23 protein-coding genes are annotated in these 23,533 nt (G+C 71.6%); 15 read left to right on the forward strand and 8 right to left on the reverse strand.

Translation table 11 applies throughout. From position 1 onward, the window contains the following. Positions 1–24 precede the first annotated feature (24 nt). Both DPM19_RS26575 and DPM19_RS26580 read left to right on the forward strand, forming a co-directional pair. On the forward strand, positions 25–1,173 hold the full coding sequence (locus DPM19_RS26575; protein WP_199485297.1) for a hypothetical protein: 1,149 nt from the start codon (positions 25–27) through the stop codon (positions 1,171–1,173). Positions 1,174–1,273: 100 nt separating this feature from the next. Further along, complete coding sequence (locus DPM19_RS26580; protein WP_111870766.1) at positions 1,274–1,795, forward strand: DUF6630 family protein; 522 nt, start codon at positions 1,274–1,276, stop codon at positions 1,793–1,795. Between the two features lie 167 nt (positions 1,796–1,962). On the opposite strand, the gene DPM19_RS34950 is transcribed toward DPM19_RS26580, so the two are convergent. Then, entirely contained in the window at positions 1,963–2,346 is a 384-nt protein-coding gene (locus DPM19_RS34950; protein WP_146778997.1) for a hypothetical protein, read from the reverse strand. On the opposite strand from DPM19_RS34950, the gene DPM19_RS26585 reads away from it, so the two are divergent. Further along, on the forward strand, positions 2,323–5,763 hold the full coding sequence (locus tag DPM19_RS26585; protein ID WP_146778998.1) for a hypothetical protein: 3,441 nt from the start codon (positions 2,323–2,325) through the stop codon (positions 5,761–5,763). The two genes, DPM19_RS34950 and DPM19_RS26585, sit on opposite strands and share 24 nt — an antisense overlap. Before the next feature lie 9 nt (positions 5,764–5,772). Here the strand turns inward: DPM19_RS26585 and DPM19_RS26590 are convergent, their stop codons facing one another. Both DPM19_RS26590 and DPM19_RS26595 read right to left on the reverse strand, forming a co-directional pair. Continuing rightward, positions 5,773–6,141 carry a PAS domain-containing protein gene (locus DPM19_RS26590; RefSeq protein ID WP_158566901.1) on the reverse strand — a complete coding sequence of 123 codons (369 nt, stop codon included), beginning with the start codon at positions 6,139–6,141 and terminating at the stop codon, positions 5,773–5,775. A gap of 177 nt (positions 6,142–6,318) precedes the next feature. Next, positions 6,319–6,735 carry a hypothetical protein gene (locus DPM19_RS26595; protein ID WP_146778999.1) on the reverse strand — a complete coding sequence of 139 codons (417 nt, stop codon included), beginning with the start codon at positions 6,733–6,735 and terminating at the stop codon, positions 6,319–6,321. Between the two features lie 270 nt (positions 6,736–7,005). On the opposite strand from DPM19_RS26595, the gene DPM19_RS26600 reads away from it, so the two are divergent. Beyond that, complete coding sequence (locus DPM19_RS26600; RefSeq protein ID WP_111870770.1) at positions 7,006–8,973, forward strand: bifunctional copper resistance protein CopD/cytochrome c oxidase assembly protein; 1,968 nt, start codon at positions 7,006–7,008, stop codon at positions 8,971–8,973. A 24-nt stretch (positions 8,974–8,997) separates the two neighbouring features. On the opposite strand, the gene DPM19_RS35435 is transcribed toward DPM19_RS26600, so the two are convergent. Further along, the gene (locus tag DPM19_RS35435; RefSeq protein ID WP_158566902.1) at positions 8,998–9,153 is read right to left on the reverse strand and encodes a hypothetical protein; all 156 of its coding nucleotides are present in this window, start codon (positions 9,151–9,153) and stop codon (positions 8,998–9,000) included. A 202-nt stretch (positions 9,154–9,355) separates the two neighbouring features. Between DPM19_RS35435 and DPM19_RS26605 the strand changes: the two genes are divergently transcribed. The 3 genes from DPM19_RS26605 (at position 9,356) to DPM19_RS26615 (ending at position 12,106) form a co-directional block, all read left to right on the forward strand. Next, complete coding sequence (locus DPM19_RS26605) at positions 9,356–10,381, forward strand: aldo/keto reductase (RefSeq protein WP_111870771.1); 1,026 nt, start codon at positions 9,356–9,358, stop codon at positions 10,379–10,381. A 94-nt stretch (positions 10,382–10,475) separates the two neighbouring features. Beyond that, positions 10,476–11,306 (forward strand): SDR family NAD(P)-dependent oxidoreductase, encoded by an 831-nt coding sequence (locus DPM19_RS26610; protein WP_111870772.1) that lies wholly within the window; start codon positions 10,476–10,478, stop codon positions 11,304–11,306. 77 nt (positions 11,307–11,383) lie between these two features. Continuing rightward, positions 11,384–12,106: a TetR family transcriptional regulator gene (locus tag DPM19_RS26615; protein WP_111870811.1), complete on the forward strand. Its 723-nt coding sequence runs from the start codon at positions 11,384–11,386 to the stop codon at positions 12,104–12,106. A gap of 39 nt (positions 12,107–12,145) precedes the next feature. Here the strand turns inward: DPM19_RS26615 and DPM19_RS26620 are convergent, their stop codons facing one another. Both DPM19_RS26620 and DPM19_RS26625 read right to left on the reverse strand, forming a co-directional pair. After that, positions 12,146–12,832 (reverse strand): cation diffusion facilitator family transporter, encoded by a 687-nt coding sequence (locus tag DPM19_RS26620; RefSeq protein ID WP_111870773.1) that lies wholly within the window; start codon positions 12,830–12,832, stop codon positions 12,146–12,148. Between the two features lie 4 nt (positions 12,833–12,836). Then, positions 12,837–13,199 (reverse strand): ArsR/SmtB family transcription factor, encoded by a 363-nt coding sequence (locus tag DPM19_RS26625; protein ID WP_111870774.1) that lies wholly within the window; start codon positions 13,197–13,199, stop codon positions 12,837–12,839. A gap of 193 nt (positions 13,200–13,392) precedes the next feature. Here DPM19_RS26625 and DPM19_RS26630 point away from each other — a divergent pair, with 193 nt between their 5' ends. Next, positions 13,393–14,661 (forward strand): cation:proton antiporter, encoded by a 1,269-nt coding sequence (locus DPM19_RS26630; protein WP_111870775.1) that lies wholly within the window; start codon positions 13,393–13,395, stop codon positions 14,659–14,661. On the opposite strand, the gene DPM19_RS26635 is transcribed toward DPM19_RS26630, so the two are convergent. Beyond that, entirely contained in the window at positions 14,643–15,443 is an 801-nt protein-coding gene (locus tag DPM19_RS26635) for a GNAT family N-acetyltransferase (RefSeq protein WP_233510767.1), read from the reverse strand. The two genes, DPM19_RS26630 and DPM19_RS26635, sit on opposite strands and share 19 nt — an antisense overlap. Positions 15,444–15,595: 152 nt before the next feature. Beyond that, the gene (locus tag DPM19_RS26640; protein WP_111870776.1) at positions 15,596–15,970 is read right to left on the reverse strand and encodes a nitroreductase family deazaflavin-dependent oxidoreductase; all 375 of its coding nucleotides are present in this window, start codon (positions 15,968–15,970) and stop codon (positions 15,596–15,598) included. 153 nt (positions 15,971–16,123) lie between these two features. On the opposite strand from DPM19_RS26640, the gene DPM19_RS26645 reads away from it, so the two are divergent. The 7 genes from DPM19_RS26645 (at position 16,124) to DPM19_RS26680 (ending at position 23,341) form a co-directional block, all read left to right on the forward strand. After that, positions 16,124–16,774, forward strand: a complete 651-nt coding sequence (locus tag DPM19_RS26645; protein ID WP_111870777.1) for a TetR/AcrR family transcriptional regulator C-terminal domain-containing protein — start codon at positions 16,124–16,126, stop codon at positions 16,772–16,774. 785 nt (positions 16,775–17,559) lie between these two features. After that, the gene (locus DPM19_RS26655; protein WP_146779000.1) at positions 17,560–18,150 is read left to right on the forward strand and encodes a hypothetical protein; all 591 of its coding nucleotides are present in this window, start codon (positions 17,560–17,562) and stop codon (positions 18,148–18,150) included. A 302-nt stretch (positions 18,151–18,452) separates the two neighbouring features. Then, positions 18,453–20,096 carry an ABC transporter substrate-binding protein gene (locus tag DPM19_RS26660; protein WP_146779001.1) on the forward strand — a complete coding sequence of 548 codons (1,644 nt, stop codon included), beginning with the start codon at positions 18,453–18,455 and terminating at the stop codon, positions 20,094–20,096. Continuing rightward, positions 20,084–21,088, forward strand: coding sequence for an ABC transporter permease (locus DPM19_RS26665; protein WP_111870780.1), 1,005 nt, complete (start codon positions 20,084–20,086; stop codon positions 21,086–21,088). Before DPM19_RS26660 ends, DPM19_RS26665 begins: the two co-directional genes overlap by 13 nt. After that, a complete protein-coding gene (locus tag DPM19_RS26670; RefSeq protein WP_111870781.1) occupies positions 21,085–21,918 on the forward strand; it encodes an ABC transporter permease in 834 nt (277 codons plus the stop codon). Before DPM19_RS26665 ends, DPM19_RS26670 begins: the two co-directional genes overlap by 4 nt. Before the next feature lie 8 nt (positions 21,919–21,926). After that, a complete protein-coding gene (locus tag DPM19_RS26675) occupies positions 21,927–22,733 on the forward strand; it encodes an ATP-binding cassette domain-containing protein (protein WP_111870814.1) in 807 nt (268 codons plus the stop codon). Then, positions 22,718–23,341, forward strand: coding sequence for an ABC transporter ATP-binding protein (locus DPM19_RS26680; RefSeq protein ID WP_111870782.1), 624 nt, complete (start codon positions 22,718–22,720; stop codon positions 23,339–23,341). The genes DPM19_RS26675 and DPM19_RS26680 overlap by 16 nt, the downstream gene beginning before the upstream one ends. Positions 23,342–23,533: the final 192 nt, after the last annotated feature.

Here is a 23,533-nt window from a genome sequence, read left to right on the forward strand (position 1 = left end):
CCGGTTCGCCGCTATTGTCGGCCCGTGCGTCGCTCAGTGCCGATGATCGCGGTCGTGGGGTGCCTCGTGCTGGCCGGCTGTGCCGAGGACAAGCCGCGGCCGCCCCGCCCGGCGGCGCAGCCCCCACCGCCCACCACCCCCGCACCGGCGACACCCACGCCGACGAAGACCGCCAAGCCCAAGCCCAAGCCGCGCCCGTTCCGGGCCGGCAACCCCGCCGGCCGCGCCCCCGTGCCAGCGGAGGCACGAGCGGTCAACACCTCGCGCCCCACCCGGGTCATCGGCCGCGGCAACCCGCGCGGCTGCACCTCCGCGGCGGTCGTGGCGGCCGTCGCCAAGGGCGGGATCATCACGTTCGACTGCGGCCCCCGCCCGGTCACCATCAAGATGACCGCCACCGCGAAGGTCCGCAACGCCAGCCCCCGGATCGTCCTGGACGGCGGCGGGCTGGTGACCCTCAGCGGCGGCGGCGCCCGCCGGATCCTCTACATGAACACCTGCGACCAGGCCCAGGGCTGGACGACGTCCCACTGCGACGACCAGCCCACCCCGCGGCTCACGGTGCAGAACCTCACCTTCACCGACGGGAACGCCACCGGCCAGCGCGCCGAGGGCGGCGGCGGGGGCGCCGTCTTCGTCCGCGGCGGCCGGTTCAACGTGGTCAACTCGCGGTTCGTGCGCAACCGGTGCGACCCCACCGGCCCCGACCTGGGCGGCGCCGCCATCCGCGTCCTGGACCAGTCGCGGGACCTGCCCGTCCACATCGTCAGCAGCACCTTCCAGGACGGCGTCTGCTCCAACGGCGGCGCGCTGAGCAGCATCGGCGTCTCCTGGGCGGTGCTCAACAGCGTCCTGACCGGCAACCGGGCGATCGGGCGCGGCGCCAACCCCGCCCGCGGCGGCACCCCCGGCGGCGGCAGCGGCGGTGCCATCTACGCCGACGGCAACCGCTTCACCATCAGGATCGCGGGCTCGATCATCGAGCGGAACCGGGCCAACGAGGGCGGCGGCGCCCTCTTCTTCGTCAGCAACGACCGCACCGGCACCCTGGCCATCGACCGGTCCCGCCTGCGCGGCAACCCCAGCGCCGGCTTCGAGACCGCGGGGCTGCCCGGCATCTTCTACCTCGGCGCGGGCCGCCCCGCGCTCACCGGCGCGACCCTCCGCCGCTGACGGCCGCCCGGCGGTCTCCGGCACGGCCGGATTGACGGTGCCCGCCCGTACCTTGTTCGCCACACGGGGACTCCACTCCCCTCGACCCTGAAAGGGACCCATGACCCGGCCCGCACGCCTCGACGCCATCGCCGAACTACTGGCTCCCGGGCAGGAGCGCGTGGCGTCCGAGGCGTCCTTCGCCCTCGATGATCCCGCCGGCTACGTCCGCGAACGCGCCACCCGCCTCGCGCTCCGCGCCATCGACGAGCCGCAGGACGACCTCGCCTGGATCGCTCTGATCGACGAACTCACCGAGCACGGCCTGCTCGCCGAGATCGACTGGCGCGAGTACCCCGGGGACATCCGCGACCAGCTCACCGAGCTGCACTGCCATCCCGCGGGGGCCTCGTGGGACTGGTACGACGCGCTCGGCGACGAACACGGCCTGGACACCTACGCGTTCCTCACCCTGGCGGGCGAGCGCCTCCTGGAATCCGGGACGGCCCTCGTCGTCCTCGACATCATGTCCGACTGTTACCCCTTGACCTTCGTCGCGGCGGCCCGCGCCGAGGAACTCGTCGCGCTGGCCGACACCGCCGGGTACCGCGTCGAAATCCTCGGCCGCCCGGATCCGGACTGAAACGCGCCCGCGGCGACACGTCCACCGCGCCAAGCCGGCACCCGGCCTCTCGCGAGATCTTGATTCACCTGCCGGAATACATATATCTCCAACCAGGCGAAGCGGCCCCGTCTACTTTCTCACAAAAATCTACCGGTCGGATGATATGACTCCTATGGGGATTGACTTCAGCCGAACAGCCGGAGGTAGGGATGGCGGGGGTAGTTTCGGCAGCCGGTGCGATAGCCGATTATCTGGCGCTCAGGGCCCGCCTGGCCCACGGTGACGTGGACGCCGAATCCCTTCAGGATTTCGGCGCCGACTTCGCAATTCTGTCCGATTTCGTACACGCGGAGTTGAGCGATGACGACACGCTGACATCGCTGGAAGAGCAGGCGCAGGCCGGCGCCGTACGCGAGCAGACCATACGGCGGGTCGCGGACGCCATCGTCGAAGCCGCCCAACGGAATCCGGAACTCGCCCGGAAACTGAACTCCCTGCCGGAAAGGCCCGGCAGCACGACCGATGCGGTGGGCTCCGACATCCGAATGGACGCCCAGGCTTCGGAGCACGGCCGCACCTACCAGGCCGCCCGCGACCAGACGATCCATGACTACGGGGGCGTGACCTACAACTACGGGGACGCGTCCGGTCAGGCCGCTTTCCGGGTCAGGCCGCTTTCGGCCCGCGACCTGAACCCGGAATTCATCGGCCGCCAGGCCGAAACCGATCATCTGTTGCACATGCTCGACCCGGACTCCGCCGTGACTGGACCGGTGCAGTTGTCGGCCCGGCGGCCGGGCACCGGCATGACCGCGCTGGCCGTCCAGGTGGCGGCCACGGCGGCCCGGCGCGGCTGGTACCGCGTGGTGTACGTCGGCCTGCCCGCACCGCACGGGAACACCGACCGGGTACGGGCGGAAAGGCTGCTCCCGGTGCTGCTGGACGCGCTCGGCCGCCCTCCGGCGAGCGGTTCGCCGCACGATCTCCAGATCAGGTACCGGACGGAACTGGCCGAGCTGGCCGAGCAGGGCGAGCGGGTACTGCTCGTGGTGGACGACGTCACCGAGGCCGATGCCGACCTGCTGGAGACGCTGGCCGCCGGAAGCCCGCACCGCCTGCTCGTGACGGCGTGTCCCGCCGTGGAACGGGTACGGGGCGCGTCGACCGTTCCCGTCGGGGGGCTGCCGGAGCACGAGGCCGTGGAGTTCCTGGACCGGGCGCTGGTCCGCGGGAGCACGAACACCGCTCCCCGGCCGCATCTGCAGCGGCTGGCGTGGCTGTGCGACGGGCTGCCCGAGGCGCTGCGGCGGGCGGTCGAGTACCTCACCTCTCCCGGCCGTTCCCCGGCGTCCGTCTGCGACCTGGTCCAGGAGCTGGCCGACGAGTACGACGCCCGCGCCGAGCCCGGCAGCGGCCCGACGGCGGACCGCGACCCCTCGGTGCACGCGATCATCCGGCTCGCCGGGCACGGCTGGGGGCTCTCCCCGGCCGTGCCGGGCACCGCGGCGGGCAAGCACCTGGTGGGGCGGCGCGCCCTGCTCGGCTGGACCAGAGCCGACCACGAGGCTGGGCGGGCGGCGCTGTGGGACATCGTCGCCAGGCCCGGAACCGGCAAGAGCTCGTTGCTCCAGGTCATGGGCGAGACGTTCGCCGGCCCCGGTACGAGCGTCGTGTTCATCTCCGCCGAATGGGGCGCGCTGGCCTACGACCGCCGCCGCTCCTCGTCGGACGACCCGCTGGTGGTCGAGCTGGCCAGGGCCGAGTTCTGTTACGAGACCGTCCAGCGCGCCGCCGACGACCTGGCCGACGCGGAGCCGCAGCAGGCCGCGCTGGTCAACCAGATACGCGTCACCCGGCTCGAAGTCGAGAGCCTGCTGGACGAGCCCCCGCCGCACCGCCCGGACCTGGACGTCAAGGACGCCCTGCTGCCGCACGCGCCGGCGGTCGCGGCCCCGCCCGTCCTGGACGAGCGGGTGAGCCACTGGTACGCCGACCGGGTCCGCGAGAAGCTGCAGGGCTTCGGCACCCAGATCGCCACCCTCCTGGCGGAGCTGACGGCCGCGGACGATCGACGGCTCGTCGTCCTCGCCGACAACCTGCACCGGGTGACGGACCCCGCCTGCCGCACCTGGCTGCTGGACATCCTGACCCGCCAGGTGCACTGCCTCGCCGTCATCAGCCGGCGCCCCGGCACCGCGCCGGCGTGGCCCGGGGCGATCACCTACCGGCCGCGGAACCTCACCACCCCGGAGATCAGCGAATACTTCCGGCTGTACCTGGGCGAAGGCGTCATGAACGACGAGCTGTGCGGCCGGATCTCCCGGCACACCGAGGGCAGCCCCCAGGCCGTCGCCCTGATCTGCTCGGCCCTGCTCGGCCGGGGAGAGCGGACGCTGACCGACGTCCTCGGCGACCTGCGGGCGACGGCGGTGGGCGCGCCGCTCATCCAGCGGATCTGCCTGGTCGCGCGGCAGATGGTGACCCACAGGTGCGAGCTCGTCCTGGGCCGGACCGAGGCGGAGCTGCCGCTCTTCGACTACCTGGCCGTGATGAACAACATCGACGCGCCACTGCTCGCCACGGTCCTCGGCAAGTACGGGTTCGGCGAGGCGCAGGCGGGCGAGCTGCTGGGCTGGCTCGAAGAGCAGCACAGCTTCATCGGCGGGTACGACGACGACGAGGAGGAGGGCCTCCGGCTGCACGAGGCCGTCCGGGAGCAGCGCCGCGGCGAGCTCGCCCCCGCGCGGCTCCGCGAACTGCACCTGCATCTGGAGGCCATCTACCACGCCAGGGTCGAGGACTTCTCGCCGGACTTCGACGAGTGGGAGGAGAGCACCGCCTACTGCGCGTGGTCCCGGTTCGAGCTCCCCGAGTACCGGCGGCTGCTGCGCGAATGGGTCTACCACGCCGTCCGGGGACAGGGCGCCTCCCTGGACCGGCGGACGGCGCTCGGCATCACCAAGGTCTTCCTGGAGGCGTTCTGGTGGTGGGGATGCTACGTCCGCTTCGAACTGTGCGACGAGCTGCTCCGGGTCTTCGACGAGGTCGTCGGCGACCGGACCGGGGCGGACGAGGAGCGGCTGGCCGTCCTCGTCCGCTTCTACCTCAACTACCCGCGGGGCTGGCAGCAGGACCAGGCGGACCCCGAACGCTGGGACGAGGTCGCCGGCGCCCTCCGGGCCATCCGGCACGGGGCCGGCCTGCACCGGCGCCCGCCCCGGGCCGACGACAGGACCGGCCACGCGCTGAACGTCCTCACCCTGCTCTTCCTCGCCCAGGCCTACCGGTTCCGCCGGCCGGGAGGCGACCCCGAGAAGGCGGACGACCGGTACGCCCAGGCGCGGGAGTCGGTGCGGCGGCATGTCGCCGCGGGCTACTCCGAGCACGCCTGGCACGAGCCGTGGCTGATCTTCGAACGGGCCGACATGTGGTGCGAGCTGGGCGACCTCGACCGCTCCGCCGGGCTGCTACGCGAACTGGACGCCATCGCCGAACAGGACGTGGACATGGAGGTGATCGACCGCGACCTGATGTGCCGGGCCGTCCGGCTGCACGGCGACGTCCGGCTCGCCCGGGGCGATCACCGCGCCGCCGCCGAAGCCTACGGGCGGGCGGTCATGCTCGCGTACACCTACCACGTCTGGCAGGAGACGGAGAAGCAGTCGGCGAACGCCTACACCCGCGAACTGCACCGGGAGACCCTCGCGCGCGCCGGCGACGGTCTCGCCCTGATCCACCGGCGGGACCCGCGGCGGTGGGCCGAGGGGGTCGAGTGGATCCGGGCCTTCTTCGCGCCCTACCGGCGGGCGGCCGGCATCGAGGAGCGGCCCGGCCTCACCCCGGCCGGCGACCTTTTCCCGCCGCCGCCCGCGGAGGCCGACCTGGAGCAGCCGCGCAGCGCCTACACCGAGCGGATCGAAACGGTCATCGAAGAGCTCTACGACACCCTGGGGAAGTGGACGAGCCTGGACTCGTACGGCCGGTGAGACCAGGCGTCACAGCGCGGGCAGTTCGGGCAGGCCCTCCTCGTCCGGCTGCGCCGACGTGAAGACGGCCATGGCGCCGACGGGGCGGCTCCACGGGTCGCGCAGCAGGATCAGCTGGACCGCGCAGGTACGCACCGAACCGTCATGGTGCAGGACGGGGACGAGCACGGCGCCACGGTCGAGTTCGGCTCCCGTGCCTTCGGCCATCAGCGCCCGGTACCCGTTCCAGTGCTGCTCCCGATGGGTGTCCGGGACGAGGATGTCCAGCGTGCTGCCCACGGCGTCTCCCGCCGGATGGCCGAACAGCCGCTCGGCCCCCGCGTCCCAGGAACGGATCACCCCATCGGCGTCGGCGGCCACAAGCGCGAACAACGTCATCGACCCCCTTGATCGAGCCGGCCATTCGAAAAGGGCCGACCGAAATACGAAATCCCCGAATGGCCGCCGGCCGTCGCGAAAAACCGCCGACAATCCCTCGCGAGATATACCAGAATTTCGCGCCGGTGACGACGGCCCGGCCAGATCAGGCATGGTCGCCCGCCGGGCGGGCGAGGTTTACTTCTCGTTGATGGTCTGGTCGCGCCCGGCCATGTAGACGCGCCCGCGGTCTTTCGCCGTCGCATTCATCGAGACGTTCTGCGTTCCGGGCTGTTCATTCGCCGGCAGCAGCGGTTTCCACACCTGGTCCAGCACCTGCTGGATCTCGGCGCCCACGGCGGGGTCCGCGGCCACCAGGCGCGCCAGCCGGCGCCGCCAGTCGGCCACGAGTTCCTGCTCCGCGTCCTCGTCGCCGTCCCTGCGGGCGGCCAGGACCTCGCCGCGGACCTCTTCGAGTTCGGCCTCGACCGCCTCCGCGCGGTCGGGATACACCCGCCGCCACAGCTTGACCGCCCCCGCCCGCGCGCCCTGCCATCCGTCGGTGGCCATCGCCGCCACCAGCGCCGTCCCCGACGTCATCAGCAACGGATCCACGCCCGCCTCCACACCCCTAGGCAACCCTCCCGACCGTAACCCCGCGCCCCCGCCGCCGGCGACCGGCCGCACGGCCTGGCCACATCCGGCATCCCGCGACCGGCCGGCCCGCGCTGAACCTCCCGCCCACCCACCCCCGTACCGCAGGTGAGGCGGGTGCGCCGCGTCCCGGTGACGCTCGCCGTTCCAGGACCGGGAGGTCGATGTTGACGCACGGCAGTCTTCTCCGCCGGGACGGAACCGCTCCCGGCCACGATCCGGTGGCCCGCCGTGACCGCTGAGGCGCCGCACCACCGGTCCTGGTCGCCGCGGCCGCTGTGGCTGGCCTGCGCCGCGTTCCCCGCGGCGCTCGTCGCGCTGGCCGCGGCGCTGCGCTGGGGTGCGCCGCCGGTGGCGGAGGTCCCGACGCTGTCGCAGGCGGGGCCGCTGACCGAAGGCGGGCTGCCGGTCGCCGAGTTCCTCACGAACGCGGCGGGGACGATCACTGTCGGCTGGCTGCTGCTGGCGGTGGTGTTCCTGCCCGCCGGGGAGGGCGGCACGCTGTCCGCGCCCGCCCGCCGGTGCCTGCGCGCGGCCTCGCTGGGCGCCGCCGCCTGGGCCCTGGCCGCGCTGGGCACCGCGGTGCTGACCATCTCGGACCTGGCCGGGGTGCCGGTGACCGACGTCCTGAAGGGGTCGTTGCTGGTCGGGTTCCTCACCGACCTGACGCTGGGCCGCGCGCTGCTGGCGGTGGCGGTGATCGCCGTCGCCGTCTCGGCCGGTGCGCGGCTGCCCCGGACGGTCGATGGTGCGGGATACCTCCTGGTCGCGGCGCTGGCCGGGCTGGTGCCGCCGGTCTTCACCGGGCACGCGGCATCGTCGGGCAGCCACTCGCTGGCCGTCTACGGCATGGCCGTGCACGTGATCGGTGCGGCCGTCTGGGTCGGCGGCCTGGTGGCGCTGACCCTGATGTACCGGGACGTGACCGACCACCTGGCCGACGTCGTCTCCCGGTACAGCGGGCTGGCCCTGGTGTGCTGGGCTGCGGTCGCGGCCAGCGGGCTGATCAGCGCGTGGACCAGGCTGGGCGGCTTCGACCTCACCTCCCGTTACGGGGCGCTCGTCGCGGTGAAGACCCTCGCGCTGGCGGCCCTGGCCGCGCTGGGCTGGTGGCACCGGAGGTCGAGCATCCCCGCGCTGCGCACGTCGCGGCGCGCCATGGTCTTCGCGCGCGTCGCCGCGGTCGAGATCGTCGTGATGGCGGTGACCATGGCGGTGGCCGTCGGTTTGTCCCGCACCGCCGCCCCCGTCCAGGAGGCGCCGCCGGCCAGCACCCCGGAGATGATGCTGGGATTCCCGCTGCCCGGGCCGCCCGACCTGCGCGCCTACGCGCTGGGCTGGTGGTTCGACCCGCCGTTCCTGGCCGTGGTCCTGGCCGGTGGGGCCCTGTACCTGGCGGGGGTGCTGCGGCTGCGCCGCCGCGGGACCGCCTGGCCGCTGCCGCGCACCCTGGCCTGGTTCGCCGGCCTGGCCGTCGTCCTGGTCGCGACCTGTGGCGGGCCGGCGCGTTACAGCATGGTCCTGTTCAGCGTGCATGTCGTGCAGCACCTGGCGTTGAGCATGCTCGCCCCGGCGATGCTGCTGCTGGGCGCCCCCCGCACGCTCGCGCTGCGCGCGCTGCGGGCCGAGCCGGCACGGGCGGGACGGACCCCCCGCCAGATCCTGCTCGCCGTGCTGCACAGCCGGGCGCTGTGGGTGCTGTCCCACCCGCTGCTGGCCTCGACCCTGTTCGTCACCAGCCTGTACGGCTTCTACCGCACCCCGCTGTTCGAGGCCTCCCTGCGCGACCACGCCCTGCACTCGCTCGCCATGGCCTGCTTCGTCCTCGCGGGGCTCCTCTACCTGTGGACCACCGTCGGCTCCGGCCCGCACCGGCTGCGGCCGGGGGCACGGTTCCTGCCGGTGCTGGCCGTCCTGCCCTGCCACGCCTTCTTCGGGATCGGCCTCATGACGTCCGAGGGCGTGCTCGCCGCCGGCTGGTACAACGCCCTCGGCCGGGCCTGGGGTGCCGCGCCCCTGGACGACCAGCGGGCCGCCGGCGGGCTCGCCCTGGTCATCGCCGGGACCACCACCGCGCTGATCGTGATCGCCCTGACCCACCGGTGGGTCCGCGAAGCACGACGGCCTGGCAGGGAACCGGCCGCACCCGGCACCGACCCGGCCGGACGCGGGCGGGTCACGGCCGGCGGCGCTCCCTGACCACGGGTCGGCCGGCCGGCCCGTTCACGCCGACGAGGCGGGGCCGGAGTCGCCCCGTTCGATGCGCCGTTCGCGGGCGCGCTCCCTGCGTTCGGCGCGCAGCAGGGCCCGGATCCCCACGTAGAAGAGTCCGGCCAGCACGACGATCTGGATCACCGCGGCGACGTCTTTCACTTCCATCCCCTCCTTTTCACGCACTGTAGAGCAGGGTCGGCCAAGGGGTGGAAACGGGTGGCGGGCTGACCGCGCCCGGAACCACCGCGACCCCCTCCAGAATGGCCGCCACCTGCGGAAACTTGATAAGAGGCCAATGGCCTGTTATCGTGAAGCCGTAAAGTTCCAGTGGCCTTTTAACGGCCGCAGCGGAACGAAGGGGGCTGAGATGAACGAAGGCACGGCACGCGTGCGGCTCGGGCACTCCGACCTGACGGTGCGCCCGATCGGGCTGGGGCTCATGGGGATGTCGCAGTTCTACGGCACGGCGGACCCCGAGACGTCGATCGCCACCATCCGGAGCGCCGTCGAACTGGGGGTGGACTTCTTCGACACCTCGGACTACTACGGGGCGGGCAGCGCGGCACCGGGCCGTCCCGTGCCGGGATTCGGCCACAACGAGGGCCTGCTCGGGCGCGCGCTGGCAGGCCTGCGCGAGCGGGTCGTCGTGGGGACCAAGTTCTCCGCGCGCCCCACGCCGGAGGGCAGGAGCGTCTTCGACGGGCGCCCCGAGTACGTGAAGGCCGCCTGCGAGGCCAGCCTGCGGCGGCTCGGCACGGACCGGATCGACCTGTACTACTACCACCGGCTGGACCCGGCCGTCCCCATCGAGGACACCGTCGGGGCCATGGCCGAACTCGTCGCGGCGGGCAAGGTCCGGGCGCTCGGGCTGAGCGAGGTCGGCCCGGAGATCCTGCGCCGGGCCGCCGCGATCCACCCGATCTCGGCGCTGCAGAGCGAGTACTCGCTGTGGGAACGCGGGGTGGAGGCCGAGATCCTGCCGGAATGCCGCCGGCTGGGCATCACGCTCGTGCCGTACAGCCCGCTGGGGCGAGGCATGCTGGCCGGCGGTTTCGGACGCGGCGCCACGTTCGGCATCGAGGACTTCCGCTCCACCCTGCCCAAGTTCCAGGGCGAGAACTTCGAGCACAACAGGCGGCTGGTCGACGCGCTCGCCGAGTTCGCCACCACCAGGCGGTGCACTCCGGGCCAACTGGCCCTCGCCTGGCTGCTGGCCCAGCCGCACGACATCGTGCCGATCCCCGGCGCCAAGCGCATGGAGTACGTCCGGGAGAACTTCCGGGCCACCTCGGTGCCGCTCAGCGCCGACGACGTGGCGTACCTGGCCGGGCTCTTCGACCCCGCCCAGGTCCAGGGCGGGCGTTACGGCGCCCTCAACACCCTGCCGCGCTGAAAAACACCTCCATCACCGGAGCGCGCCGCGCCGCCGGCGGTTTCCCGTCCCGCGGCGCGCGGTTCCGGCCGGACACGACGAAAGAGGTTCCATCATGAGCAAGACCTGGCTGATCACGGGAACGTCCGGCGGACTGGGACGCCGGCTCGCCGAAGCCGTGCTGGAGGCGGGCGACCGGCTGGTGGCCGCCTCCCGGAACACCGACCGGCTCGACGACCTCGCCGCCGCGTACGGGGACCGGGTCCGCACCGTCGCGCTGGACGTCACCGACCCCGCCGCGGCGCGCGCGGCCGTCCGCACGGCGGTCGAGGCGTTCGGGCACCTGGACGTCGTGGTGAACAACGCCGGTTACGCGGACGTGGCCTCGATCGAGGACATGCCGGAAAAGGTGTTCCGCGACCAGATCGACGCGAACTTCTACGGGGTGGTCAACGTCACCCGGGCCGCCCTTCCGGTCCTGCGCGAGCAGAAGTCCGGCCACATCATCCAGATCTCCTCCGTCGGAGGGCGCGTGGGCGGCCCCGGCCTGGGCGCCTACCAGTCGGCCAAGTGGGCGGTGGGCGGGTTCTCGGAAGTGCTCGCCAAGGAGGTGGCGTCCTTCGGGATCAAGGTCACGGTCGCCGAGCCGGGCGGCATGCGCACGGACTGGGCCGGTTCCTCGATGAGCACACCGCCCATCAGCGACCCCTACAAGCCGGTCATCGAGCCGACGGTGGCGCGGATGGAGCGGGCGAACGGCACCCAGCCGGGCGACCCGGCCCGGGTGGCCCAGGTCATCCTGGACATCACCCAGGTCCCGGACCCGCCCGTCCGGCTGCTGCTCGGCAGTGACGCGGTGGCCACGGCGCAGGCCGCGGCGGCGGATCTCGCCGCGTCGGACGCCAGGTGGCGGACGGTGAGCGAATCAATCGCCTTCGACGCGTGACGGCAGGATCCCGCACCTGCCCGGCGGCGTAGGGTTGCCCGGAACACGGGTCGCGGGAACTCCTCGAAGTGGCGGTCATGACCAGCGGTCAGCAGGTTGATTTCCAGCGCGCGCGCACCACGGCGCAGCGCGCGGCCCGCCGGCGCGCCATCCTCGCGGCGGCGGCGGAACTCCTGGGCGAGATGCCCGTGAGCGACATCAGCCTGCGGGAACTCAGCCGGCGGGTCGGGCTGTCGAAGACGAACGTCGTCCGCTACTTCGAGACGCGGGAAGCGGTCTTCTTCGCGCTGCTCAACCAGGCGCTGGACGAGTGGCTGGACGAGCTCCCCGACGAGCTGCCCCCCGCCGGCCGGGCCTCCCCCGCGTCCGTGATGGACGCGTGGGCCCGGTCGGCAGCCCGCCGCCCGCTGCTGTGCGAGCTGTGGAGCTCGCTCGGAACCGAACTCGAACGCAACATCTCGACGGAGGCCGTGCGCGGTTTCAAGCTCGCCCACCACGAGCTGCAGATCAGGCTGGCGGAGCTGGTGCGGGAACGCGTCCCGGCGCTGACGGAGCCCGCGGCCCGGGAACTGGTGGCCCTCTCGATCGTGCTGACGGCCGGGCTCTGGCCGTTCGCCAACCCCTCCCCGTCCGTCGCGGAGGCCGTCAAGGACCCCGCGCTGGCCCACTCCCGGATCGACTTCGCCGACCGGCTCGGCCGCGCCCTCACCCTCACGGTCACGGGCCTCATGAACGTCTCCCCCCACCCGGACGGCGCGTCCCCGGCACCCGCAGGCAGTGCGTCCCGCCCTGCGGAGTGACCCCATGGCCGGGCGCTCGAACCGCGCCTGGGACAGGTCTCAGGAGCAGCAGTCGCAGCCGGGACCGGACGTCCCGCGGGCGGTGGGGGCGAGCGGCGCGCAGCAGGCGTCTCCACGCCAGGCGTTGCGGCCCTCGTAGCCGGCCACGGTGGCGATGACCAGGGCCGCGATGGGGTCGGCCCAGGCCCAGCCGAGCAGGCTGTTGAGGGCCAGGCCGATCAGGAGCACCGCCGACAGGTAGGTGCACAGCAGGGTCTGCTTGGAGTCGGCGACCGCGCTGGCGGAGCCGAGTTCCCGGCCGGCGCGGCGCTGGGCGTAGGACAGACCCGGCATGATCGCCAGCGACAGCGCGGCCAGGACCAGCCCCGGTGTGGAGTGCTCGGCCTCCCCGCCGCCGGCCAGCGCCCGCAGGGCGTCGAGGGTGACGTAGGCGGCGAGCGCGAAGAACGAGATCGCGATGATCCGCAGCGCCGTGCGCTCGCGGCGTTCGATCATCTCCGGATCGCGGGCGGAGAACTGCCAGGCGACCGCGGCCGCGGAGGCCACCTCGATGATCGAGTCCAGCCCGAACGCCACCAGCGCCCCGGAGGACGCCAGGGTTCCGGCGGTGATCGCCACGACCGCCTCGACGAGGTTGTAGGCGATGGTGGCGGCCACCAGCCACCGCACCCGCCGGGCCAGGACGCCGCGGCGCCGCGGGGAGGGGCCGAGCACGACCTCGGTCATAGGGTCATCCCTCCGGTCCGGGCGAGGTCGTGGCCTGCCGCGCGGCCGTGCCGTAGGTCGGGCACAGCGCGACCGCGCGATCGGTGGCGGCCAGCAACCGTTCGGCCGAGCGCAGCAGGTCCAGCAGTTCGGGGGCGGCGATGAAGTAGAACGACTGGCGCCCCTCGGCCCGGAAGTCCACCAGCTTGCAGCCGCGCAGGCATCCCAGGTGCTTGGACACCGTGGACTGCGCCAGCCCCAGCTCGCGCGTCAGGTCCACTACCCGCGCCTCCCCGCACGCCAGCCGCTGCACGATCGACAGCCGTACCGGGTCGGCCAGGGAGTGGAACAGCGCCGCGGCGGGCACCAGCCCGTCCAGCGAAGTCATTCCACAATCAGAATCAATTCCCATATCGGGATGATATTCCGCGAGGGCGGGACGTCAAGGGCGGCCCGGTACAGACCGGCCGAAACCGGGTGGCCAGAACAACGGGTGACGGGCTAGGGTCTGCGGTTGGTGCGCCGGGAAGTCTGGTCGGCATGTTCTTCGCATTGCGCCGACGAGAGGGGCCACTGCGCACATGACGACGCTGCTGCTGGTGTTCGCCGCCGTCCTGCTGCTGGCGGTCCTGCTGTCCAGCCTCGCCCACCGCACGATCCTGTCGACCGCCGTGCTGTTCCTGGCCGCCGGGTTCGTGATCGGCGACGGGGTGACCGGCCTGGTGCCACTGCGGCCCGACGACCCGGTCGTGGCGACGCTGGCCGAACTCGCCCTGTTCGCCGTGCTGTTCACCGACGGCATGCGGGTCGGCTGGGCCGACCTGCGCAGCGCGTGGCGGCTGCCCGGCCGCGCCCTGGGCTGGGGGTTGCCGCTCACCCTGGCGATCACCGCGCTGCTGGCCCACTACGTGGCCGGGCTGCCCTGGCCCGAGGCGCTGCTCATCGGCGCGATCCTGGCCCCCACCGACCCGGTGTTCGCCGCCGCCCTGGTCGGCAACGACCGGGTCCCGCCCCGGCTGCGGCACCTGCTCAACGTCGAGTCCGGGGTCAACGACGGGCTGGCCCTGCCCTTCGTCGTGGTGTTCCTGGCGATCGCCGCCGGGTCCGACGACCTGCACGTGACCGAACTGGGGCTGGAACTGGCGCTCGGGATCGCCATCGGGATCGTGGTGCCGTGGGCCGCGCTGCGGCTGGAGCGCACCCGCCTGTTCGCCGTCTCCGCCCAGTACGAGGCGCTGAACGCGGTCGCGATCGGCCTGCTGGTGCTGGCCCTGGGCAAGGCCACGCACGGCAACCTGTTCCTGGCCGCGTTCGCCGCCGGCATCACCGTGGCCACCTGCGGCGAGCGGCAACGCGAGTCCTTCGAGCACTTCGGCGAGCTCATCGCCGAAATCCTCAAGCTCGCCGCGCTGCTGGTGTTCGGCGCACTCATCTCGCCCGCCCTGCTCGGCGACATCGGCTGGAACGGCTGGGTCTTCGCCGTCCTCGCCCTGGTCGCCGCCCGGCCGATCGCGATCTGGATCTCGTTCCTGCGCTCCGGGCTCGGCACCCGCGAACAGGCCGCCGCGATGTGGTTCGGCCCCAAGGGGTTCGCCTCGGTCGTCTACGGGCTGCTCGTCCTGAACGCCGCCATCCCCGCCTCGGACGAGATCTTCCACCTGGTCGCCGTCACCATCGCCGTCTCGATCCTGGCCCACTCCTCCACCGACATCGTCGTCGCCCGCTGGTTCGACGACGAACGCGAGGTCCCCGCCTGGTACGGCACCGCCCGCAAGGTGCACCGGCGCATCCACCGCACCGACCGCCGGACCCCCGGCGATGACGCCGGTGATCAGCCCGTCAAGCCGTAGAAGCGCATCGGCGAGTTCGCCTCGAAGCCGATCCGCGGGTACACGGGCGCCCCGGCGACGGTCGCGTGCAACGTGGCACGGGTCAGCCCGGTGGCCCGGGCGCCCTCGTACAGCGCCTTCCGCGTCACCGCCTCGCCGTAGCCCCTGCGCTGCCAGTCCGGGTCCGTGGCGACGAGGATGACGAAGAGGCGGCCCTCCGCCTCCACCGTCGCGGCACACGCCACCGGGACGTCGCCCCGCATGCCCAGGTAGGCGTGCACCCGGCCCTTCCACAGCCTGGAACCGGCGAGCCCGTCGCGGCCGTCCTCCAGCGGGAACCCGTAGGCGCGCGAGTTGAGGTCCGCGTAGGTGCGCAGGTGCTCGTCAGTGGTCACGCGCACGAACGTCAGGTCGGGGTGGGCCGGCTCGGGGACGGGCAGCAGGTCCCCGGCCATGCCGGTGCCGGGGAAGGCGTACTCGAGACCCGCCTGCTCGGCCGCCGCCTCCAGCGCCGCGCGGGCCTCCTCCCCAAGGAGGTCCTCGAAGATCCACAGGAAGCCCGGATGCCGCTTCGAGCGCATGATGTCCGCCGCCTGGACCAGCCGGCGCCCGACGAGCCCCGCGTCCGCGCCGACCTCGGTCAACGTGACGCAGTTCCAGAACGCGAACCGGCAGTCGGCCCAGCGAACGGCGATGCCCGGCAGGTCCCGCACATCCGCGCCCGGATCCCGGTCGAGCACCATGGCCCGCCAGACCACGGTGAGCTGTTCCATCGACTCGATCGAGTCCGCGAGGTTCGCCACCAGAACTCCTTCGATCCGGCCGGTCGCCGTGAGTATCGACCCCCATTCTCTCCGTTATCACCACCCGGTGGGCCAGTGGACGAGCCCCGCCTCCCCACCGGGAGTCAGCAACCTGACGCCGGGGGCACGGTTCCGCTTCCCGCTCCCGGTCGTCAGCCCGTGGCCAGGTCCATCCGGAGGAACTCGGTGATGCGGAGCAGCCTCGGTGGGCGTGCCACTTCGTCGGAGAGGGCCTGGAACGCCTCGTCCTTCCCGACGAGGCGGGGGGCGGCGAGTTCCATCTCCTTCCCGTCGACCCGGAGCCGCGCGCCGTCGGCCGCCAGGATGTTCTGCACCCAGTCCGAGCGCGATCCGTACACCAGGATGAACAGGTAACCGCCGTCGACGGGATGCGCGTCGAGCGGCGTGCGGTACGTCGCTCCGGAAACGCGACCGACGTGGACCAGCACCGGCCGCTTCCCGCCCGCGATCGAGAGGGGGTTGAACACCCTCTTGTTGATGTGCCCCCACCATCTCGGCATCGGCATCGGGATCTCCTTCTCTCGCCCGGCGTGGGGTGGACGTCCGCAGCGCCCTGGCTGATGCCGGCCCGGACGGACTTACACCAGTAAGGCAACTTACGCCCGTAAGATTGACTTACGCTCGTAAGATTGTCAACCCGCTCACACCCGGAGCCGTCCATGCCACGACCACCGCACCCGCTCAGCAGGGATCTCGTGCTGGAAGCCGCGATCCGGGTCGCGGACCGCGGCGGCGTGGAAGCGATCACGATGCGGCGGGTGGCGCAGGAACTGGGCGTGGAGGCGATGTCGCTCTACCACCACGTCCCGAACAAGGACGCGATCCTCGACGGCGTGGTCGACACCGTGTTCGCGGCCATCGAACTGCCCGGCGCCGGGCACGACGACTGGCGCGACGCGATCCGCGCGCGCGCCTCCTCCGCACGCGCGGTCCTGTCGCAGCACAGCTGGGCCCTCAGCCTCATGGACTCCCGCCGCAACCCCGGCCTGACGACGCTGCGCCACCACGACGCCGTCCTCGGCGTCCTCCGGAACGCGGGATTCACCCTGCCGATGGCCGCACACGCCATCTCCCTCATCGACAGCTACATCAGTGGATTCGTCCTCTACGAGGCGAACCTGCCGATAACGGCACCGGACGAGGTCAAGGACGTGGCCGCCGACATCCTCGAACACCTCCCGGCGGACGAGCTGCCCTACCTCACCGAGCTGATCGTCGACCACGCCCTGCAGCCGGGCTACGACCACACCGGCGAGTTCGGCTACGGCCTGGACCTGATCCTGGACGCCCTCGAAGCCCGCCGAAGGTAGCCCCGGTATTTCAGCTCTGGAAGCCGACCCGGGCACGACGTCTCAGCAGTAGACGCGCCATTCCTCTTCTGGGATGGACCCCTCCCAGGCGTCACATACGCGGTCAGCCCACTCGTGCCCCACGAAGACCGGTCGGCTGAGGAGGATGTCCCCCGCCCGTTGCGCACGCAGCACGAGCCCGATCTCGTCGGCTCCGAGATCTCCGTACTGAGAACATCCGACGTGTTCCGCCAACCCCCGAGCCCGAACGCAGTCGACGAACCGATCATTCAGCCTGGAAGGCACCTCTCCCACCAACCTGAGACCGTGGAGGATGACCTGAGGGCCGTGCAGCGCACCGATCGCGACGCAGGACAGGCGCCCGGACGCCCCCCTGTAGTACGTCGTCAGGGCCTGCCCGTAGGAGGTCGGCAGATGGAAACATGCCCGGCGACCAGTGAGCATCGCGGTCGCATGGTCGGCTCCCAAGGCCGCAAGCACCTCGTCATGGCTCATCCCGAACTGCAGCGGCCCCACCTTGACGAGGGGTTCCGAGTCCCACTGCAACCGCTCCTCGTCATCCAGAACAACACCCGCAGGCCGCATGAACCCCGCCCCTGTCAACTTGAGCCAGCCGCACCCTACCGCGGTCGGCGGAACGGCCCTGCCGGAGCCGTTTCGGCGCGAGTGGTCACGCCCGTTGCCGGGCCGCGAAGTCCTGTCGGGTGCGCGTGGCAGGGTGGCCGCAACCGACCCGAGGGGGCAGAGCAGTGTCCGACAGCTTCATGGTGGCCGCACGGATTCCGATGGCGCGGAAGGGGTTCGAGCAGTGGCTCGACACGCCGGTGCCGGACGTCGCCGAAGCGATCGAGAACCCCGAACAGATGTACACCGGATGGTTCTGGGACGGGAAGAGCCCCGAGGGCGACTGGCATCTCGAACGTGCGGACAAGACCGTGCGGACGCTGTTCGCCGAACAGGTCGACGAGGGCCGGGGCGCCGTGATCCTCCGGCATCGGGACGACGCGCTGGAGGCGTACCTGTTCCACTGGGGATTCGACCGCTGGTCGGTCCACATGGCCCTGCTCGCGCTCGCCGCGGCCGGGCCGCACAGCGCGCACGACGCCAACGACCACGCGCTCTTCTGGGCGGAGACGTCCGGCAGCCTGTGCCCGCCGGAGTGGAACGGCCGCCTGGCCTGCCTCGCCATCAACCGGACCGGAGCCCGCTTCACCGGCCGCCTCGACCTCACCGGGGTGATCGCCGCCCTCCGGCCCGCCGAGGCCGCCTTCTTCTCCCTGATCGAACGCCTCCACGCCGAGGAACAGACCCAAGGCCCCCACCTGTCCCCCAGGGACCCCGAGTTCGTCGACCCGGCCGTCCTGAACCGGCCGTGAGAACCGTGGCGGGCTGGATCTTCAGGCCGTGCTTCACCACGGCTACGCCCGCCGGATGATCTGGGAGTTCACCCAGGACGCACCCGGTACCACCGCCGCTCCAGCGAACCGTCGAAGCCCGGCTCAACCGCTGTGGCTGAACTTCCGGCGCCGACACGGTGGCGGTGGCTGTTCGACCCGGCCGATGCGAACCAGCCTCCGGTGGGCAGTTTGCGATTGATAATCGTTTTCATTACGCTTGCCCCGCGCTGTCTGATTGCGGCGATTCCCCGGTCACGACCACCGAGAGGTGATGTATCGCTATGCCCAAAAGACGACTTCCGGGATCCGGCGGGTTCAGCCGAGCGGTGGTCGCGACGGCCGTCGCGCTGACGCTGACGGCCACCGGCTGTGTCGCGGGAGGCGGCGGAACCGAGGGGGCAGGCGCCCGCAAGACCGAACTCGTGATCGCCGTGGGCGACATCGCCGGCGGCGAATTCGACCCGATCAAGGGCTGGGGCACCCGGCCGGCCCAGATCCGGCCGATCCACAGCTCGCTCCTGACGATCGACTCCAACGTGACTTTCGTCGGCGACCTCGCCTCGCAGTACTCGGTCAGCAAGGACGCGCTGACGTGGAGCTTCACCCTGCGGAACAACGCGCGCTGGTCGAACGGCGAACCGGTGCAGGCGCAGGACGTGGTGTTCACCTACGAGTTGCTGAAGAAGGACGGCACCCGGTTCGACCTCAGCTTCGTCGACAAGATCGTCGCCGTTGACGACTCGCGCGTCGAGTTCCGCCTGAGCACGCCCCAGTCGACCTTCGTCGGCCAGCTCTCGGAGATCCCGATCCTGCCCAAGGCCCACTACGGGAAGGACTACTCCAGCAACCCGATCGGCTCCGGCCCGTACCGGGTCAGGAACTTCCAGGACGGGCAGCAGCTGATCCTGGAGCCCAACCCGCACTGGTACGGGACCGCGGTGAAGTTCACCAAGCTGACCTTCCTGTTCCTGGCCGAGGACGCCGCCCTCGCCGCCGCCAGGTCCGGCTCCGTCGACATCGCCTACGTGCCGCCGGCGTTCGCGGACCAGAAGATCCCCGGCATGACGATGAAGAGCTTCGAGACGGTGGACTCGCGCGGCCTCAGCCTGCCGACGCTTCCGGCGGGCGGCTCCGGCCAGATCCTCGGCAAGGACGTCAAGGTCGGCAACGACGTCACCTCCGACCGGGCCGTTCGCCAGGCCCTGAACATCGGCCTGGACCGGAAGAAGATCGCCGAACTCGTCCTGCAGGGCCACGGACGGCCCGCCTACACCCTGGTCGACGGCCTGCCGTGGTTCAACCAGGCGGCGGCCTTCACCGACGGGCGGACGGCCGAGGCCAAACAGCTCCTCCAGCAGGCCGGCTGGGCGGACTCCAACGGCGACGGGATCGTCGAGAAGGGCGGCGTCAAGGCGCAGTTCACGCTGCTCTACCCCTCCGACGACAAGCTGCGCAGCGACCTGGCCCTCGTCGTGGCCGAGCAGGCCCGCGCCCTGGGAATCGGCGTCACCGCCAAGGGGACGACCTGGGACGGGATCTACCTGGACGGCAAGGCCAACGCGGTCACCTGGGGCGGTGGCCGCCACCACGCCCACCAGCTCTACGGGATGTACTCGTCCAAGGTGATCGACACCGGCTACAACAACATGGCGCAGTACTCGAACGCGACCGTGGACAAGCACCTCTCCGCGGCGCTCTCGGCGAAGACGCCGGAGGAGGCCAACAGGTCCTGGAAGCTGGCGCAGTGGGACGGTACGTCCGGGTTCGCCGGTGAGAAGGGCGACGCCCCGATCGTGTGGCTGGTGCGGATCAACCACATGTACCTCGTCCGGAACGGTCTCGACCTCGGCGACCAGCCGATCCACGCCCACGGCCACGAGTGGGCGCTGTTCAACACGATCGCGAACTGGAAATGGAGCCGCTGAAGACGCGGAAGGCCGGCACCGGACCCCTCCGGATCGTCGCGATTCGCGTCCTGCGGTTCGCGACGCTCCTGATCGGAGTGTCGGTGCTGGCCTTCGTCCTCGTCCTCAACTCCCCGGTCGACCCGATCCAGGCGTACATCGGCGCCGACGCGAACGTCACCGACGAACAGCTCGCCCGGCTGCGCGAATACTGGGGGCTCGACGAGTCCCCGATCGAGCAGTACTCCGCCTGGGCGCACGCGATGCTCCAGGGCGACCTCGGGACGTCGACGCTCTACAAGGCGCCGGTCGCCGCCGTGATCGGGGAACGGTTCTGGGCGTCGTTCGCGCTCATGGGCGCGGCGTGGGTGCTGTCCGGTGTCCTCGGCTACCTCCTCGGCGTGCTCGCCGCGTTCCACCGGGGCCGGCTCGCCGACCGGATCATCACCGGCTACAGCTACGCGCTCTCCTCCACGCCGGCCTTCTGGCTGGGCATCATCTTCCTCGCGGTGTTCGCCGTCCAGCTCGGCTGGTTCCCCGTGGGACTCGCCGGCCCCGCCGGCGTCCCCGCCGACGAGGTGACCCTCGCGCAGCGCCTGCACCATTTCGTGCTTCCCGCGGCCACGCTCTCACTGATCGGTGTCGCGAACGTCGCCATGCACACCCGGGAGAAGATGACCGACGTCCTGCGCAGCGACTACGTCGTCTTCGCCCGGGCCCGGGGCGAGCGGGGCATCTCGCTCTTCCGGAACCACGGCCTGCGCAACTCGATCGTCCCGGCGGTCACGTTGCAGTTCGCCTACTTCGCGGAGCTGTTCGGCGGCTCCGTCCTGGCCGAGACCGTCTTCTCCTACCCCGGGCTCGGATCGACGCTGACGGCCGCGGCGCTCGGCGGAGACGTCCCGCTGCTGCTGGGGATCGTCCTGATCAGCTCCGCGTTCGTGTTCGCGGGCAACCTGATCGCCGACCTCGTCAACGCGGCGATCGACCCACGTGTCAGGAACCGGATATGAGTGCCACCGTAAAACCACGCCGGCGCGCCGCGCTGATCCGATCACTGGTCCTCACGGGCGTGCTCGTCGGCGCCATCCTCGCGGGAAGCGTGCTCCTGGACGACTCGGCGCTGACCTCCAGCATCGAATCCCGGCTGCTCCCGCCCGGCCTCGACCACCCCTTCGGCACCGACCACCTCGGACGCGACATGTTCACCCGCGTCGTCAAGGGCCTCGCCCTCTCGCTCGCCATCGGAGTGGCGACCGCGCTGATCAGCACCGCGATCTCCACGGTGCTCGGCATCGCCGCGGCCCTGTCGGCCCGGTGGTTCGACAACGCCGTCTCGTGGCTGATCGACCTGTTCATCGGCATCCCGCACCTCATCTTCATGATCCTGATCGCCTTCACCGTCGGGGGCGGGATCCCCGGCATCATGCTGGGCGTGGCCACCACGCACTGGATGGCGCTCGCGCTGCTCGTCCGGGCCGACACAAAACAGCTCCGGGACGCCGACTTCGTCAAGGTGTCCCGCGGCCTCGGCAGATCCCCCTGGTTCATCGCGTCCCGGCACATCCTGCCGCTCGCGTCACCCCAGCTGGTCGTCGGCTTCGTGCTCATGTTCCCGCACGTGGTGCTGCACGAGGCTGCGCTCACCTTCCTCGGCTTCGGGTTCTCCCCGCAGACACCCGCGATCGGCATCCTCCTGTCCGAAGGCATGCCCCACATCCTCAGCGGGAAATGGTGGCTCGCCGTGTTCCCCGGCCTCGCGCTACTCCTCGTCGTCCTCTGCTTCGCCCGGCTCGGGGACCAGTTGCGCGCCCGGTTCGACCCGCGAACCGCGAACGGATGACGACCGACATGACACCTCCCCTGCTGTCCCTGGACGACCTCTCCGTCGGCTTCACCCGGTACACGGGCGTCGCACGCACCCGCACCGTGACCGGCGTGACGTCGCTGAGCCTCGACATCGCCCCCGGCGAGATCCTCGCCGTCATCGGCGCGAGCGGATCGGGCAAGACCCTCCTCGCGCAGGCGATCCTCGGGATCCTCCCCGCCAACGCGACCGTCTCCGGGCGCATCACGTTCGACGGGACGCCCCTCGACGAACGCAGGCTCCGGAAGCTGCGCGGCAGGGAGATCTCCTACATCCCCCAGTCCGTGAACAACCTCGACCCGCTGATGACCGTCGGCAAACAGGTCCGGATCGGGCTCGACCCCCCGACCGCCCGCGAGTGGCAGCGGGCGTTGTTCTCCCGGTACGGGCTGGCCGACGACGTGGCGCGGCGGTACCCGTTCCAGCTGTCCGGCGGGATGCTGCGGCGCGTGCTCTTCGCCACCAGCGTCCGCGACACGGTCCGCCTGGTCATCGCCGACGAGCCGACACCCGGGCTGCACGCGGACGCCGTCGCCGAAGTCCTGCGCCACCTCCGCGAACTGGCGGAAGGCGGCGCCTCGGTCCTGCTCATCACCCACGACATCTTCGCCGCGACCGCCATCGCCCGCCGGGTCGCCGTCATGCACGAAGGCGCACTCCGCACCGTGGAGGCGGCGTCCGCCTTCACCGGCGACGGCGACGACCTGGAGCACCCGTTCGCGCGCGCCCTCTGGCGCGCCCTGCCGCAGAACCAGTTCTCTCCCGGAAGTGAACCATGGCGCTCATCGTGACGGACCTCGCCTTCGCCCACCCCGGCGCGGAACCGCTCTACCGGGCCGCGAACCTCCATGTCGAGGCCGGGACCGTGGTCGGCCTCACCGGCGCGAGCGGCACCGGGAAATCGACCCTGGGCGCCCTCGTCGCCGGCGACCTCCGCCCCCGGTCCGGAAAGATCACCATCGACGGCCGCCCGCTGCCGCGCCGGGGCTTCCGGCCGGTCCAGCTCATCCACCAGCACCCCGAGCACGCCGTCAACCCCCGGTCGCGCATGCGGTCGGTCCTCAACGAATCCCACCGCCCCTCGCCGGAGACACTCGAACGCGTCGGGATCCGCCGGGAATGGCTCGACCGCTTCCCCGAGGAACTGTCCGGCGGCGAACTCCAGCGGTTCTGCATCGCCAGGGCGCTGCGGCCCGACACCCGCTACCTCGTCGCCGACGAGATGACGACCATGTTCGACGCGATCACCCAGGCGCAGATCTGGCACACACTCCTCGGCATCGTCCGCGACCGCGGCCTCGGCCTGCTCGTCATCAGCCACGAACAGGCCCTGCTCGACCGCATCTGCGACGAACAACTCCCGATCGACCGGCTACGAAACCCGCACCCGGCCACCTGAGAGGCCGCAAGACCTCGGTGGGCATGGACGCCGATGTCCCACGCGGGAAGAGGTCGTCCCTGCCGGCGGAGCCGAGGGCGAACCCGGCGCCACTCACTCACCACCCGAGTAACCACCCACGCGACCGGGGTCCCCAGGTCAGGCGTGCGCTGGCGGGTGATCGCGCCCGGGTCGTGCGAGTGCGTAGCTGTA

Origin of the sequence: Actinomadura craniellae (assembly GCF_003289645.1) — a bacterium.
In the GTDB taxonomy this organism is placed as follows: domain Bacteria; phylum Actinomycetota; class Actinomycetes; order Streptosporangiales; family Streptosporangiaceae; genus Actinomadura_D; species Actinomadura_D craniellae.

Excerpts from the sequence above, each read along its gene's own strand:
- DPM19_RS26625 (WP_111870774.1), bottom strand. The coding sequence starts at position 13,199 with ATGACTTCGCTGGACGGGCTGGTGCCCGCCGCGGCGCTGTTCCACTCC.
- DPM19_RS26605 (WP_111870771.1), top strand. The coding sequence starts at position 9,356 with ATGAACGAAGGCACGGCACGCGTGCGGCTCGGGCACTCCGACCTGACG.
- DPM19_RS26670 (WP_111870781.1), top strand. The coding sequence starts at position 21,085 with ATGAGTGCCACCGTAAAACCACGCCGGCGCGCCGCGCTGATCCGATCA.
- DPM19_RS35435 (WP_158566902.1), bottom strand. The coding sequence starts at position 9,153 with ATGGAAGTGAAAGACGTCGCCGCGGTGATCCAGATCGTCGTGCTGGCC.
- DPM19_RS26680 (WP_111870782.1), top strand. The coding sequence starts at position 22,718 with ATGGCGCTCATCGTGACGGACCTCGCCTTCGCCCACCCCGGCGCGGAA.
- DPM19_RS26675 (WP_111870814.1), top strand. The coding sequence starts at position 21,927 with ATGACACCTCCCCTGCTGTCCCTGGACGACCTCTCCGTCGGCTTCACC.
- DPM19_RS26580 (WP_111870766.1), top strand. The coding sequence starts at position 1,274 with ATGACCCGGCCCGCACGCCTCGACGCCATCGCCGAACTACTGGCTCCC.
- DPM19_RS26620 (WP_111870773.1), bottom strand. The coding sequence starts at position 12,832 with ATGACCGAGGTCGTGCTCGGCCCCTCCCCGCGGCGCCGCGGCGTCCTG.
- DPM19_RS26585 (WP_146778998.1), top strand. The coding sequence starts at position 2,323 with ATGGACGCCCAGGCTTCGGAGCACGGCCGCACCTACCAGGCCGCCCGC.
- DPM19_RS26615 (WP_111870811.1), top strand. The coding sequence starts at position 11,384 with ATGACCAGCGGTCAGCAGGTTGATTTCCAGCGCGCGCGCACCACGGCG.
- DPM19_RS26640 (WP_111870776.1), bottom strand. The coding sequence starts at position 15,970 with ATGCCGATGCCGAGATGGTGGGGGCACATCAACAAGAGGGTGTTCAAC.
- DPM19_RS26630 (WP_111870775.1), top strand. The coding sequence starts at position 13,393 with ATGACGACGCTGCTGCTGGTGTTCGCCGCCGTCCTGCTGCTGGCGGTC.
- DPM19_RS26590 (WP_158566901.1), bottom strand. The coding sequence starts at position 6,141 with ATGACGTTGTTCGCGCTTGTGGCCGCCGACGCCGATGGGGTGATCCGT.
- DPM19_RS26645 (WP_111870777.1), top strand. The coding sequence starts at position 16,124 with ATGCCACGACCACCGCACCCGCTCAGCAGGGATCTCGTGCTGGAAGCC.
- DPM19_RS26660 (WP_146779001.1), top strand. The coding sequence starts at position 18,453 with ATGCCCAAAAGACGACTTCCGGGATCCGGCGGGTTCAGCCGAGCGGTG.
- DPM19_RS26665 (WP_111870780.1), top strand. The coding sequence starts at position 20,084 with ATGGAGCCGCTGAAGACGCGGAAGGCCGGCACCGGACCCCTCCGGATC.
- DPM19_RS26655 (WP_146779000.1), top strand. The coding sequence starts at position 17,560 with ATGGCGCGGAAGGGGTTCGAGCAGTGGCTCGACACGCCGGTGCCGGAC.
- DPM19_RS26610 (WP_111870772.1), top strand. The coding sequence starts at position 10,476 with ATGAGCAAGACCTGGCTGATCACGGGAACGTCCGGCGGACTGGGACGC.